Consider the following 12,543-nt stretch of genomic DNA (forward strand, 5'->3'; position numbering starts at 1 on the left):
TTAGTAGTTTTTTGGTTTATGAATCGAAAGTACAACTAAAACCTGTTGGCCGTGTTTATTTTAAGTTTTTTTAGCAGTATATGTTAAGATTTCGAAAAGCCTTTTTGAAGGTATTCTTGGAGTATACGGGTGGCTCCCGTATTGCTATTAATGAAATGGCCGGTGATCATTCCGGTTTTCCTTCTGAAGTTGGTATCGGTATAGAACCTGGTCATAATCGCTGAAAATTCATGTGAATCTTCCGCTGTATAAAGGCCTGCTAACTGCTGTAAGCGTTTTGCTTCAGGAAATTTTTCGAAGTTCTTCCCAATAATTATGGGAATTCCAAAAGTGGCCGGTTCCAGAATGTTGTGAAGGCCCGTATCCCCGGCAGCACCACCTACATAGGCGATATTCGCATAATTGTAAGCTCTTCCCAGTAGTCCTATGGTATCCAGGATGAGCACACTGTAATTTTTAAGTTCCTTTCCGGCCCTGTCAGAATATTTGATACTGGGCAGTCTGATGCCTGCTTCCAGTTTCCTTATCTTATGCTCGTTTATCTCGTGGGGCGCGATGATAAATTTAATATTACGGGAACCGTTTATAAAGTCCAGGATAAGTGCTTCATCCTCCGGCCAGGTGCTCCCGCAAACCACCAGTAATTTATCTTCCTTAAACTCTTCGATGAAATCTATTTTGTTGTTGGCCTCAATTTGCGCGGCTACCCGGTCAAATCGAGTGTCGCCCGCAATGCTCACATTTTGAAAACCGATTGAATTCAATAATTCCCGGGATTCATCATTTTGAACAAAGAAATGTTCAAAGGCTTCCAGTGACGATCGCAGCCATTTTCCGTAAGCTTTAAAGAATGTCTGATCTTTTCTGAAAACCCCTGAGACCAGAAAGGTTCTTATCTTTCTTGACTTAAGCTCATTTAGAAAGTTGGGCCAGAAATCGTATTTGATGAAAAAGACCATTTTGGGATTAATGATATCCAGGAATTTTTCGGCATTACCTTTAGTGTCAAGTGGCAGGTAGGTGAAATGGTCAACCAGCTCATGTTTTTTCTTGTTCTTATAGCCCGACGGAGAAAAAAAGCTTACCACTATTTTTGACTCCGGAGATTCTTCCTTCAGCATTTTCAACACCGGCACGGCCATTTCAAACTCGCCCAGGGAAGCGGCATGAACCCAGATATGATCATGCGCCGGGTCTATGACGTTTTCCAGTTTCGGGAAAAGGTCCTTTCGGCCTTCAGTGAATTCCTTAAGCTTTTTGCTGAAATAGGATGCCGATTTAAGTACGACACCGCTTAAATTGACCAATACGTTGTAGACTCCCTGCACTCTAAAAAAACTTCTGTCTGCTAAAATAGGTCTTTCAAATGGATTGTTAGTAGGGTCTATATTTTGTATTTTCGTAGACCTGAAAAATATTGTAAATGAAAAAGATTCAAATGGTCGACCTTAAAGGTCAGTATCAAGGTATAAAAAAACAGGTTAATGATTCATTACAGGAAGTTCTTGAAGATACTTCTTTCATAAATGGCCCACAGGTTCACGCTTTCCAGAAGGAACTGGAAGATTACCTTCAGGTGAGGAACGTAATTCCCTGCGCGAATGGGACTGATGCGTTACAAATAGCAATGATGGGCCTCGGCCTGAAACCGGGAGATGAGGTTATCACCGCCGATTTTACTTTTGCCGCGACCGTGGAGGTAATAGCTCTTCTTCAGCTTACGCCGGTACTCGTGGATGTGGACCCTGAAACCTTCAATATAGATCCTGAAGAGATTAAAAAAGCGATCACTCCAAAGACCAAAGCCATTGTTCCCGTTCATCTTTTCGGGCAGGTGGCCAATATGGACGCGATCATGGAAATTGCAAAAGAACACGATCTCTATGTGATAGAAGATAATGCCCAGGCTATAGGTGCCGATTTTCATTCAAAATCTGGAGAGACGATGAAGGCGGGAACTATTGGCCATGTTGCTGCAACTTCCTTCTTTCCTTCCAAGAATCTCGGGTGCTATGGAGATGGAGGAGCGATCTTTACCAATAACGATGAGCTTGCTCATACGATAAGAGGGATCGTGAACCACGGAATGTACGAACGTTATCACCATGATGTAGTGGGAGTGAATTCAAGGCTGGATAGTTTCCAGGCAGCAGTTCTAAGGGCAAAACTTCCGAATCTTGATAAATATAATGAGGCTCGTAAAGCCGCAGCCGCGAAATATAATGAAGCTTTTAAAGGGCAGGAAAATATAGAAACACCTGTGCAGACTGGAGATTCCAGCACACATGTTTACCATCAGTACACCCTTAAGATTAAGAATGGCAAAAGGGATGCGCTTGCAAAACACCTGCAGGAAAAGGGAATTCCTTTTGGGATCTACTACCCAATCCCTTTACATCTGCAGAAGGCCTATGCGGACGATAGGTATAATGAAGCCGATTTTGAAGTGACCAATCAGCTGGTGAAAGAGGTTATCTCACTTCCAATGCATACCGAGCTGGACGACGACCAGATAGATCATATCTCAAAAACCATAATTCACTTCTTAAATAATTAAAACATGCAAAAACTGTTCTTAGCCGTTCTGGCCATTTTTATCTTTTCCAATATGATGGCCCAGGATATTTATATCCATGCCGGAAAACTGATAGACACTAAAAATGGAAAAGTACTTACAGGTAAAACCATTATCGTATCGCGAGAAAGAATAAAAAGTGTGGAAGATGGATTCGTTGATCCCGCTTCAGAAAAAGACAGTTTGATAGACCTTAAAGAAAAGATTGTATTGCCGGGATTGACCGATATGCATGTGCATATGGAAAGTGAGTCTAATCCTGCCGAATATCTTAACAGGTTTACCAATAATCAGGTAGATAATGCCTTTAATTCGGTCGGTTTTGCCAGGAAGACGCTGATGGCTGGTTTCACTACCGTACGGGATCTTGGAGGTTCCGGGGTGAACATAGCCCTAAGGGATGCTATAAATAAAGGGAAAATTGAAGGCCCAAGGATCTATACAGCCGGAAAATCGCTCGCAACTACAGGTGGCCATGCCGATCCTACTAATGGGATGAACGATGAAATGATGGGTAACCCCGGTCCTAAAGAAGGTGTGGTTAATAGTCCTGAAGATGCGAGGAAAGCGGTAAGACAGCGTTATAAGAATGGTGCCGACCTGATAAAGATAACAGCTACTGGCGGTGTATTAAGTGTAGCAAAGAGCAGTTCCAATCCGCAGTTCTTTAAGGAAGAGATCGAAGAGATAGTTAAAACTGCTAAGGATTACGGATTTCATGTAGCGGCTCATGCCCATGGTGACAAAGGTATGCAACGTGCCGTTAGAGCTGGCGTGAAGACCATTGAACACGGGACTTTAATGAGCGAGGAAACTATGGAGCTGATGAAGGAATTTGATGCTTATATGGTTCCAACCATTACCGCAGGAAAAGAAGTAACCGAAAATTCTGAAATAGAAGGTTATTATCCCGAGCTGGTTGTTCCAAAGGCAAAAGAGATCGGTCCGAAGATCCAGAATACCTTTGCCAAAGCCTATAAAAAAGGAGTTCCCATCGTTTTTGGAACCGATGCCGGTGTTTTTAAACATGGTGAGAACGCACGTGAATTTGGGTATATGGTAGAAGCCGGGATGCCAGCCATGGAAGCCATCCAGTCGGCCACCGTAACTCCGGCAAAAATTTTAAAAATGGAATCTGAATTGGGGCAGATAGATCCAGGATTCCTTGCTGATATCATCGCAGTGGATGAAGATCCCACTCAAAATATAGAAACCCTTAAGAATGTGAGATTTGTGATGAAAGAAGGTAAGGTCTATAAGACTGAATAAGAAAAAAGTGGGGTTGAAATTTCATGTTTTCGTCAAGCTGAACCTGCTTCAGCTTCTAAAAGATCCTGAAACAAGTTCAGGATGACCGTACTAAAAAAATTAGACCACTTTTTTATGAAGAAAATCTATTGTTAAGAATAAAGAGCCCGGTGTAATGACCGGGCTCTTGTAATTTTTTGAAGTTTGTCTTGTCTTATTCCAGCGCGGCAGAAGAAGTTTCCATATTTCTGTCTATTTTCTTTACCAGTCCCTGCAGAACCTTTCCGGGGCCGACTTCGATAAATTCCTTTGCTCCATCCTTGATCATGTTCTGAACGGATTGTGTCCATTTTACCGGTGCGGTCAATTGAAAAACCAGGTTCTTCTTGATCTCTTCAGGATCGTTCACCGCAAAAGTGCTTACATTCTGGTAAACAGGACAGATAGGATTACTGAAGTTCGTGTTCTCAATTGCCGCCGCAAGGTCTTTTCTGGCAGGTTCCATCAGTGGGGAGTGAAATGCTCCACCTACCGGAAGTATCATGGCTCTTCTGGCACCTCTTTCCTTAAGATTTTCACAGGCTCTTTCAACGGCATCGTATTCGCCTGAGATCACAAGTTGCCCGGGACAGTTATAATTTGCTGCCACTACGGTACCTTCAGTCTCAGCGCACACCGATTCCACCATTTCATCTTCAAGCCCCAGTACTGCAGCCATGGTTGATGGTTTCATCTCGCATGCTTTTTGCATTGCCTGAGCTCTTTGGGAAACCAGTTTTAGTCCATCCTCAAAACTTAGAACTCCATTGGCTACGAGAGCTGAGAACTCTCCCAGTGAATGTCCGGCAACCATATCAGGTTTGAATTTATCTCCAAGAACTTTGGATAGAATTACCGAATGCAGGAATACGGCCGGTTGTGTAACCTTGGTTTCCTTCAGGTCTTCTGCAGATCCCTGGAACATTATATCTGTGATGGAGAATCCAAGAATGTCGTTCGCCCGATGAAAAAGTTCCTTTGCTTGAGGAGACTTTTCATAAAGATCGGCTCCCATTCCCGAAAACTGGGCTCCCTGGCCCGGAAAAACATATGCTTTCATCTGTTAAATTTTATTGTTTTTATCGGTCAGATTCAATTCGCCATTACGCTCTTTAGGTAGTAAGAATTGTAACTGGCCATTTTATAAGATGTTGGTTTAGGGTGCCAAAAATAGGTATAATAAAAAAGACCTCATAACAAAAGAGGCGCTACGAGGTCTTTTCCGACAAATACAGCCTTTTATAGCTTTAATTTTCCTTTTTCTCCTATGTCTTTATCATCACCTCCCATGGCGGCCACGCCTATCTTGAAAAGTGTGACATATTTATTCGATTTGGTGTCCCAGTAATAGGCTTCTTTAGGATTTACCTTAATACCTGTTAATTTAGGATCATCCTTACCATCTTCGAACCATGCGTCATCTACCTTGGAATACAGGTCTTCCAGCACCTCGCGGTTGGTTTCAATAAATGCCTCACCATAGATGCTGATATACTCCATATCTGAGTTATCACTATAGAGCAGCTGGACATCACTGTCTTTTTCAATATTCTTATTATGTTCGCTGTCACTTCGGCTCAGGAACCAGATAGCGCCATGTTCATCCACCTGTTTTGTGGTCATGGGAACCGCGCTCAAAGGTTTGGAGAGCATATCTGTTACCAGGATTCCTGTTTTGATATCCTCTACCAAAGATTTGATCTTTTCTCTTGCTTCCTTGTCATATAAATTTTTCGTACTCATAATCAATTTTATTTGTTATGAATATACTTTAGTAAGAATGGCTTTTGCGCTAAGGAACTGCTAAAAAAAGAACTGGCGGTGTTAAGAATTGTAAAATCAGCTGAATTGCCTTATGATGGAAGTAACCTGAGATCTGTAGCCCGCGCCGAAGATATTGAGATGTACCAGGAGATAATATAATTGCCAGAGAGGAATTCTTTCCTGCCAGCCAGATTCGAGAGGCAAGACCTCGTTATAAGTCTGAAAAAGCTGATCCTGAAAACCTCCAAAAAGTTTCATCATTCCGAGGTCCATTTCCCGTGGAGCAAATGCAACAGCCGGATCTATTAAACAGGGCAGGCCTTTAGAATTTACGAGGTAATTCCCGTTCCAGAGATCACCATGGACAAGGGCAGGTGGCTCCTGAGGGATCAGCTGTTCGCAATTCCTATAAAAATTATCAGATACATTCAGCTGAAAGCCTTTATCTCTGGCCATTTTTATTTGTGGCTGAAGGCGCATGCTGATATAGAATTCAGCGGCCGAATCTTTTTTATCATTATACTGCGGAAGGCTCCCTATATAATTATCTTTTTCCAGGCCGAAATCTTCTGCTGTCGTTTTATGCAGTTTAGCCATCTGTTCACCAAAGCTTTCCCAGAAATTTGAGCTTTTTCGTCCCGAATCTTTATATTCTAAAAGGAGATAAGCCATTTCCTTAATGGCACCGGTTGCGAGAGGTTTCGGGACATCGATCACCTCCGGTTCAGCCAGCTTTTGTAAACCTAGTCTTTCAGCTTCGAACATTCCCGGGAAGCGGCTTGTGTTATTCAGTTTAACCACAAACTTTTCCGATGGACCAACCAGCAGGTAAACCTCGTTGATATCACCACCACTAAGGGGAGAAGAGCTTTTATAAGTTATTCCGTTTTCTTCCGCTATCTGTCTTAAAATGTCTTCCCGTCTACTTCCGCTCATAGGTTAGATAGGTAAAGGCGTAATCATGTTTTTCATCCTTCTCATGGAACTGTTCTTTTACAAGCTTCCATTCATCTTCGTCAACCTCAGGAAAAAAAGTATCGGCATCAAACTCACCGTGTACACGTGTCAGTTCAATTTTATCGGCCACATCCATTCCTATTTTATATATCTCGCCTCCACCAATAATAAAGGGCTGTTCATCCAGTTTCGAGACCCTTATGGCTTCTTCAAGGGAATGTACTACAATGGTACCTTCGGGATTATAATCTTTCTTGCGGGTAATGATGATATGTGTGCGGTCTGGAAGCAACTTTGGGAAGGATTCAAAGGTTTTCCTTCCCATAATGATATGGTGACCCGAGGTGAGTCGTTTAAATCTTTTGAAATCGTCGGGAAGGTGCCAAACCAGGTCGTTATCCTTTCCTAAAGCATTATTCTCTGCCGCTGCGGCGATCATTGTAAGCATTAACTTTCTAACTGTTTATTGGTCTGTCCGGATCATCCGGCTCAATTCTTTTTGTGGGTTCAATGGGTTTCTGTGGATCCTTCTTCATGGGGCTGGGATGCTCCCTTTCCACCTGTTCCTGAAGCCTGGCTATCTTTTCCTTCTGCTTCTTTACCAGTCTGTCTACCTGTTTGGCTTCCCAGTCTTTTCCCATAAAACTGTTCACTATAAAAACATTGAAAAAATGGACCAGGAAGATGAGGGCCCAGAGCAATACCGCCCATACGAACCAGTTATATCCCAACGGTTGAAATTCTTCCTTGTAGCCTATAACCACATTCAGAACTATAAGAAAAACCGCCCCGATAAGGAAGATCACAAAATGCTGAAAAAGCCTCTTCTTTTCCCTGGTTCTTTTCCTTGCATTTTCGTAAAGTTCACGCTGTTCGTAATCTATTTTAGAAGTGTTTTTCTTTTTAGAAAACATAATAACAATTACATTAGTGTAGTATCAAATTTACATTTAAAAAAAAGAACTCCCTAACGCTTATGGATAATTTAAGAAAAGGCTTCCCAGTCCTTGAACAATATACTTATTTGAACACGGCTGCTTCAGGATTGTTGCCGGAAAAGGTCTGGGAGTTCCGGCAGGAACACGATCTGGATTTTTTAATCAGCGCAAGTCTTCTAAAGGAGAAAATGGGTGAAATGCTTACCGGGGTAAGGGAGAGCGTTGGAGAATTCTTTAGCTGTGCCCCTAATCGTGTGGCGCTGGTTCCCAATTTTTCTTATGGCTTCAACTCCGTCCTTGAGAGTATAGATAAACCCTCAAAATTTCTGCTTCTGGAGAATGACTATCCGTCCATAAACTGGGCCGTGGAATCTCGAAATTTCATTGTGAGTTATGCGGGAATTGACGAAAATCTTGAAGCCAATATCCTTCAACAGATAGAAAAGGAAAGACCTGATTTCTTTGCGTTCAGTATAGTTCAATACATAAACGGCGTTAAGCTGAGTTTTAATTTTCTTAAAGAGCTCAAGGAAAAATTTCCTGACCTGATTCTTATCGCTGATGGCACTCAGTATTTCGGGATTGAAGATTTCAATTTCGACCAGTCAGGAATAGACATTGCAATTAGCAGTTGCTATAAATGGATGAATGCCGGTTACGGAAATGCATTTATGCTTTTCAATGAATCGATCCAGGGAAAGATATCTCCAAAACACCTGGGCTTTGGTTCTCTGCAGGGAAAGTATAAGGCTCATGAAGGGAATTTTATAGGAAAGTTTGAGCCCGGTCATTATGATACCCTCAATTTTGGGAGCCTTAAGGTGGCTATAGATCTCATTAAGGAAAAAGGAATGGATGCGATCACCCAACAGATAAATGTGCTGAAAAATATTTCACGCGAAAGATTCGCTGCCGCCGGCCTCATTGAAGAATGGACGGCTGAGCGAGAGGATTTTGCCCCGCTTTTCAATATAAAGGGAGATGATAAGCTCTTCGCTCGTTTAAGGGAAAAGGATATTATTACTTCACAAAGAGGGAATGGTATAAGAGTAAGTATGCATTATTTTAACACTGAAGAAGACCTTGAGCGTCTTTTTAAGGAGTTAAAGATCTGATCTTCAAATTTTACTAAGGTCCTTTTTGTTGCGGAAATATGAAAGATTGATCCCTGATATCGTTTGCGTATTTGGGACTCTTTCAATAATTGACCTTTTATTTTCGATATTCGAAAAAATGAATCTAACTGCCTGATTTTTATTGTTTTATAGCGTGATATTATTTTAATTTGAAGGATGAATCAATAAAAGGATTAAGACATGCCTATCACAAAACAATACCTTAAATCCAGGCCGGAATGTAAGATCACATTTTGCGTTCCTGCAAAAGATGCTGAGAAAGTAGAAGTAGCCGGAGATTTTAACGATTGGAGTTCTGCTGAACTAAAAAAATATAAGAACGGCAATTTTAAGGCTCAGTTCAACCTCCCTGTAGATAAAGAATACCAATTCAAATATATAGTAGACGGGGAGTGGGTTAACGAGTCGGAAGCCGATCGTTATCAGTGGAACGATTATGCTGCTTCAGAAAACTCCGTCTTAGTGGTTTAGTTAAAGGGAATGGTCGGTGAGGGGCCGGTCATGCCAAAAATGGATAAAAGTTGCCGGATTTATTCGGTAACTTTTACTCCATTCCAGAATGCTACATAATTCTCTATTGGCCGGGCTGCATAACTTGTCTGCGGGTAATACCAGGCTGCGTTTTGGTTAACTGCACCATCCACCTCTATGTGAAAATATGAGGCCTTGCCTTTCCAGGGGCAGCGGGTGCTGTGATCACTTTCAGTAAAGTATGTGTTTTCGATATCGTCCATGGGGAAATAGTGATTGTTTTCAACGATACGGGTGTCATCGCTTTCGGCGATCACCTTACCATTCCAGATGGCTTTCATAATTTGGGTTTAGAAGTTACTTCCTTCTAAAGATATAATTTTTAAAGCAGTTTTCCTTATCGCTGAAGGATCGTTCAACCATAAGTCCGGCTTCATCGGCAAGCCAATTAACGATAGAATCGTCATATTTTTGAGAGATCTCAGTGTGTATACTTTCCCAGGCATCAAAATTCACTTCCAGTCCCAGTTTTTTGATATTTACCGTTTGCCGTGTTTTACTCACCAGGAAACTCCTGGCAGTACCTGTTTCGGGATTATAGGTTTCCCAGTGAATGAATTTATCAGTATCAAATTCTCCCTCCAGTTCATTATTAATCCTAACCAGTAGATTCTTGTTGAATTCTTCGGTGATGCCTGCAGGATCATTATATGCATCGAGAATGGTTTGTGGATTTTTCTTCTGATCGAAGCCCATGAACAGCATGTCATCCTTACCCATGGCTTTGGCTATATTAGCCAGGAACTCCACGGCTTTCTCATGTAACAGGTTCCCAATATTACTTCCAAGCACCAGGATCACTTTTTTACGGGAATCATACTCCGCAAGTTTTTCAAGGGTTTTAAAATAGGTTCCCTGCTGCACTTTAACATTTACCTGCGGGATTTCTTCCTTTAGTGAGAGTTCAAGCTGATCAAGTACATGCTGACTAATGTCTACCGGCAGATAATCGAATTTGAAACCTTTTTCTACCAGTTCCTGTAGAAGTACCTTTGTCTTTTTACCATCTCCTGCCCCCAGTTCTATAAGGTCAAAGCCTTTATCACTGCTGAAGGATTCAGCAATGGCCGAAGCATTAATCCGGAGGATATCAAACTCACAGGCGGTGAGATAATATTCGGGCATCTCCATGATCTTCTGAAAAAGTTTGTCTCCCTTCTCGTCGTAGATGTATTTGGATAAAAGATATTTTGGATAGCTGGTAAGTCCCTTATAAGTGTCTTCAGCAAAGGCCGATTCAAACATGGTTTCTGGTGGATTTTTCATTTGATGTATTAGTTATTTTACCAGCCTGAAGCCTGTGAATTGCCATCGTAGCTGCGGATGAAAAAAATTTCTGTAGGTATGCCTGGTGTGGTTAGCAGAGGTGGCCACGGAACCGCCTCTTAAGACTTTCTGATTAACCATGAATTTACCATTGTATTCACCAAGAGCACCCTCCGGTTTTGTATAATTGGGGTAAGGGGAGTAGGCACTTTCGGTCCATTCCCAGCGACTGCCCCATTCAAAATATTGCTGGGCTGTTTCCCATTCCTCTTCAGTAGGCAAACGCATTCCTTTCCATTGGGCATAAGCAAAGGCCTCATAATATGAAATATGGGTGACCGGTGCATCCGGGAGCAGCTTGATAAGACCGTTCAGGGTGTATTGATTCCATTCTCCATCTATATTATGCCAGTAGAAAGGAGAATTTATGTTGTTCTCATTCACCCAGTCCCAGGCTTCGGCGTGCCATAGCATGACATCCTTGTAACCACCAGCCTCTATGAACTCTATAAATTCTGCATTCGTGACTAGTTTATTTGAGATCTCGAAGTCACAGAGATAAGCCTTATGTACGCCTTTTTCATTGTCATAACAAAAATCATCAGACTTATGGCCAATCTCATAAACTCCTTCCTCCACCCGCACCCATTCCCTTTTAAAATTCTGGATGGGGTTTTCTATGAACTGGTCATTATATTTTGGAAAAAGAGGATTGTTTCCCAGGATATACTTGATGTCTGTATATAATAGTTCCTGATGTTGTTTTTCGTGATGGCATCCAATTTCAATAACCCCCAGTGCCTCTTTATCAAGTTCTTTGGAATCCATCAGTTCCAGCATGGCGCTTGTCACATATTTCCTGAAGTCATAGATCCATGCCACGGTTGGCCTTGAAAGATTTCCTCTGTTGGTTCTTATTACCTTATCACCAACACTTTCGTAATAACTGTTAAAAACGTAAGCGGTATTATCATCAAAAAGCTTATGAGAATCGGCGTATTTTTTAAGCACGAACTCTTCAAAAAACCAGGTGGTATGTCCAAGATGCCATTTGGGTGGAGAAACATCTACGATGGGCTGGACCACATAATCTTCGGTTTCAAGAAAAGAACAAATACTTTCAGAATCTTTTCTGGTCTCTTTAAAAAGTGTGATTAATTCCTGTTGTGAAAGCATAAAAAAAGAGTGATACTTTTGGGTATCACTCAAATTTACAATTTTTTAAAAATGACCTTCCTAATCAGTAGTTAAGGTCAAGTTAAATGTATTTATGCCTAGAAGGTAAGCGGTATTGTATACTTAATAGAACGTGGTTTTCCTCCTGCATGACCCGGGGTCATTTGTGGGATTGCCATGATCATCTTCTTTGCCGCAGCATTCACCTTCGGATTTTCACCTTCTACTTTTGTTACCACCACGTTTCCTTTCTCGGTAACTTCCATGGATATGGTGGCTTTACCCCTGATATATTCTCCTTTTTCGTTCTTCGGGTACTTATAATTCTCTTTGATATGCTTCATCAGCATAGAGTTAAAGCAGGATTTTTTATCATCACTGTCTTCACAACCCGGCCAAACAGGAGCGGTTTCCTTTATGGTGATGGTATTACCCTTCACTTCTACATCTTCCTGGGCAAAACCGGTGATCCCGGTGAGCATTAAGGCAATAATTAAAAACTTTTTCATAACAATTTTTTATTTTTTTAGAAATTGAACGGAACGGTAAAATTCCTTGCATCTGGCTCGCCATTCAATGTTCCCGGTTCCATTTCAGGAATTTTCAGGATCATTTCTTTAGCCGCCTGATTCACTTTAGGCTTCGCTCCTTCCACCGAATTAACAAGAACCTTTCCATTCTCGTCTATCTGGAATGAAATTGTCACCTTTCCGCGAACATATTCCCCGGCTGCGTTTTTCGGATATTCATAATTCTCTCTTACGTGCTGTGAAAGTTTCTGGTTAAAACATTTTTTTACGTCTTCGGCATCTTCACAGCCAGGCCAAACCGGAGAGGTTTGCTGAGCATTCGCGAATCCCATACCGCCAAGTAAAAAACATGTGATAACTAATAACTTCTTCATAATATTTGA

The 12,543-nt window shown here is 41.6% G+C and carries 15 protein-coding genes; 4 read left to right on the plus strand and 11 right to left on the minus strand.

Annotated features, from left to right (window positions below; translation table 11 throughout):
• Nucleotides 1-83: 83 nt before the first annotated feature.
• Entirely contained in the window at nt 84-1,328 is a 1,245-nt protein-coding gene (locus EZJ28_RS02410) for a 3-deoxy-D-manno-octulosonic acid transferase (protein WP_131394482.1), read from the minus strand.
• A 95-nt stretch (nt 1,329-1,423) separates the two neighbouring features.
• On the opposite strand from EZJ28_RS02410, the gene EZJ28_RS02415 reads away from it, so the two are divergent.
• Both EZJ28_RS02415 and EZJ28_RS02420 read left to right on the plus strand, forming a co-directional pair.
• A complete protein-coding gene (locus EZJ28_RS02415) occupies nt 1,424-2,557 on the plus strand; it encodes a DegT/DnrJ/EryC1/StrS aminotransferase family protein (RefSeq protein ID WP_131394485.1) in 1,134 nt (377 codons plus the stop codon).
• Nucleotides 2,558-2,560: 3 nt separating this feature from the next.
• Nucleotides 2,561-3,844 (plus strand): amidohydrolase family protein, encoded by a 1,284-nt coding sequence (locus tag EZJ28_RS02420; RefSeq protein ID WP_131394488.1) that lies wholly within the window; start codon nt 2,561-2,563, stop codon nt 3,842-3,844.
• 193 nt (nt 3,845-4,037) lie between these two features.
• On the opposite strand, the gene fabD is transcribed toward EZJ28_RS02420, so the two are convergent.
• From fabD to EZJ28_RS02445, 5 genes are all read right to left on the minus strand, one after another.
• Entirely contained in the window at nt 4,038-4,922 is an 885-nt protein-coding gene (gene fabD / locus EZJ28_RS02425) for an ACP S-malonyltransferase (RefSeq protein ID WP_131394491.1), read from the minus strand.
• A gap of 179 nt (nt 4,923-5,101) precedes the next feature.
• Complete coding sequence (locus EZJ28_RS02430; protein WP_131394494.1) at nt 5,102-5,605, minus strand: pyridoxamine 5'-phosphate oxidase family protein; 504 nt, start codon at nt 5,603-5,605, stop codon at nt 5,102-5,104.
• 96 nt (nt 5,606-5,701) lie between these two features.
• Nucleotides 5,702-6,562 (minus strand): fructosamine kinase family protein, encoded by an 861-nt coding sequence (locus EZJ28_RS02435; RefSeq protein ID WP_131394496.1) that lies wholly within the window; start codon nt 6,560-6,562, stop codon nt 5,702-5,704.
• Complete coding sequence (locus EZJ28_RS02440; protein WP_131394499.1) at nt 6,549-7,031, minus strand: dihydrofolate reductase; 483 nt, start codon at nt 7,029-7,031, stop codon at nt 6,549-6,551. Before EZJ28_RS02440 ends, EZJ28_RS02435 begins: the two co-directional genes overlap by 14 nt.
• A gap of 7 nt (nt 7,032-7,038) precedes the next feature.
• Nucleotides 7,039-7,497 carry a 2TM domain-containing protein gene (locus EZJ28_RS02445; RefSeq protein WP_131394501.1) on the minus strand — a complete coding sequence of 153 codons (459 nt, stop codon included), beginning with the start codon at nt 7,495-7,497 and terminating at the stop codon, nt 7,039-7,041.
• A 62-nt stretch (nt 7,498-7,559) separates the two neighbouring features.
• Between EZJ28_RS02445 and EZJ28_RS02450 the strand changes: the two genes are divergently transcribed.
• Nucleotides 7,560-8,636 (plus strand): aminotransferase class V-fold PLP-dependent enzyme, encoded by a 1,077-nt coding sequence (locus EZJ28_RS02450; RefSeq protein ID WP_131394504.1) that lies wholly within the window; start codon nt 7,560-7,562, stop codon nt 8,634-8,636.
• 201 nt (nt 8,637-8,837) lie between these two features.
• Nucleotides 8,838-9,128, plus strand: a complete 291-nt coding sequence (locus EZJ28_RS02455) for an isoamylase early set domain-containing protein (protein WP_131394507.1) — start codon at nt 8,838-8,840, stop codon at nt 9,126-9,128.
• A 59-nt stretch (nt 9,129-9,187) separates the two neighbouring features.
• On the opposite strand, the gene EZJ28_RS02460 is transcribed toward EZJ28_RS02455, so the two are convergent.
• The 5 genes from EZJ28_RS02460 to EZJ28_RS02480 all read right to left on the minus strand — a co-directional run bounded on the left by EZJ28_RS02460 (nt 9,188) and on the right by EZJ28_RS02480 (nt 12,534).
• Nucleotides 9,188-9,469, minus strand: coding sequence for a DUF427 domain-containing protein (locus tag EZJ28_RS02460; protein ID WP_207388424.1), 282 nt, complete (start codon nt 9,467-9,469; stop codon nt 9,188-9,190).
• Nucleotides 9,470-9,485: 16 nt separating this feature from the next.
• Entirely contained in the window at nt 9,486-10,454 is a 969-nt protein-coding gene (locus EZJ28_RS02465; protein ID WP_131394513.1) for an L-histidine N(alpha)-methyltransferase, read from the minus strand.
• Nucleotides 10,455-10,466: 12 nt separating this feature from the next.
• A complete protein-coding gene (egtB, locus tag EZJ28_RS02470) occupies nt 10,467-11,630 on the minus strand; it encodes an ergothioneine biosynthesis protein EgtB (RefSeq protein WP_131394857.1) in 1,164 nt (387 codons plus the stop codon).
• A gap of 98 nt (nt 11,631-11,728) precedes the next feature.
• On the minus strand, nt 11,729-12,139 hold the full coding sequence (locus tag EZJ28_RS02475; RefSeq protein ID WP_131394516.1) for an energy transducer TonB: 411 nt from the start codon (nt 12,137-12,139) through the stop codon (nt 11,729-11,731).
• Nucleotides 12,140-12,156: 17 nt separating this feature from the next.
• Nucleotides 12,157-12,534: a TonB family protein gene (locus tag EZJ28_RS02480; protein ID WP_131394518.1), complete on the minus strand. Its 378-nt coding sequence runs from the start codon at nt 12,532-12,534 to the stop codon at nt 12,157-12,159.
• Nucleotides 12,535-12,543: the final 9 nt, after the last annotated feature.

This window comes from Gramella sp. KN1008, assembly GCF_004332155.1.
GTDB lineage: Bacteria > Bacteroidota > Bacteroidia > Flavobacteriales > Flavobacteriaceae > Christiangramia.

Excerpts from the sequence above, each read along its gene's own strand:
- EZJ28_RS02460 (WP_207388424.1), bottom strand. The coding sequence starts at position 9,469 with ATGAAAGCCATCTGGAATGGTAAGGTGATCGCCGAAAGCGATGACACC.
- EZJ28_RS02450 (WP_131394504.1), top strand. The coding sequence starts at position 7,560 with ATGGATAATTTAAGAAAAGGCTTCCCAGTCCTTGAACAATATACTTAT.
- EZJ28_RS02435 (WP_131394496.1), bottom strand. The coding sequence starts at position 6,562 with ATGAGCGGAAGTAGACGGGAAGACATTTTAAGACAGATAGCGGAAGAA.
- EZJ28_RS02480 (WP_131394518.1), bottom strand. The coding sequence starts at position 12,534 with ATGAAGAAGTTATTAGTTATCACATGTTTTTTACTTGGCGGTATGGGA.
- EZJ28_RS02430 (WP_131394494.1), bottom strand. The coding sequence starts at position 5,605 with ATGAGTACGAAAAATTTATATGACAAGGAAGCAAGAGAAAAGATCAAA.
- EZJ28_RS02475 (WP_131394516.1), bottom strand. The coding sequence starts at position 12,139 with ATGAAAAAGTTTTTAATTATTGCCTTAATGCTCACCGGGATCACCGGT.
- EZJ28_RS02440 (WP_131394499.1), bottom strand. The coding sequence starts at position 7,031 with ATGCTTACAATGATCGCCGCAGCGGCAGAGAATAATGCTTTAGGAAAG.
- EZJ28_RS02445 (WP_131394501.1), bottom strand. The coding sequence starts at position 7,497 with ATGTTTTCTAAAAAGAAAAACACTTCTAAAATAGATTACGAACAGCGT.
- egtB (WP_131394857.1), bottom strand. The coding sequence starts at position 11,630 with ATGCTTTCACAACAGGAATTAATCACACTTTTTAAAGAGACCAGAAAA.
- EZJ28_RS02420 (WP_131394488.1), top strand. The coding sequence starts at position 2,561 with ATGCAAAAACTGTTCTTAGCCGTTCTGGCCATTTTTATCTTTTCCAAT.
- EZJ28_RS02465 (WP_131394513.1), bottom strand. The coding sequence starts at position 10,454 with ATGAAAAATCCACCAGAAACCATGTTTGAATCGGCCTTTGCTGAAGAC.
- EZJ28_RS02455 (WP_131394507.1), top strand. The coding sequence starts at position 8,838 with ATGCCTATCACAAAACAATACCTTAAATCCAGGCCGGAATGTAAGATC.
- EZJ28_RS02415 (WP_131394485.1), top strand. The coding sequence starts at position 1,424 with ATGAAAAAGATTCAAATGGTCGACCTTAAAGGTCAGTATCAAGGTATA.
- fabD (WP_131394491.1), bottom strand. The coding sequence starts at position 4,922 with ATGAAAGCATATGTTTTTCCGGGCCAGGGAGCCCAGTTTTCGGGAATG.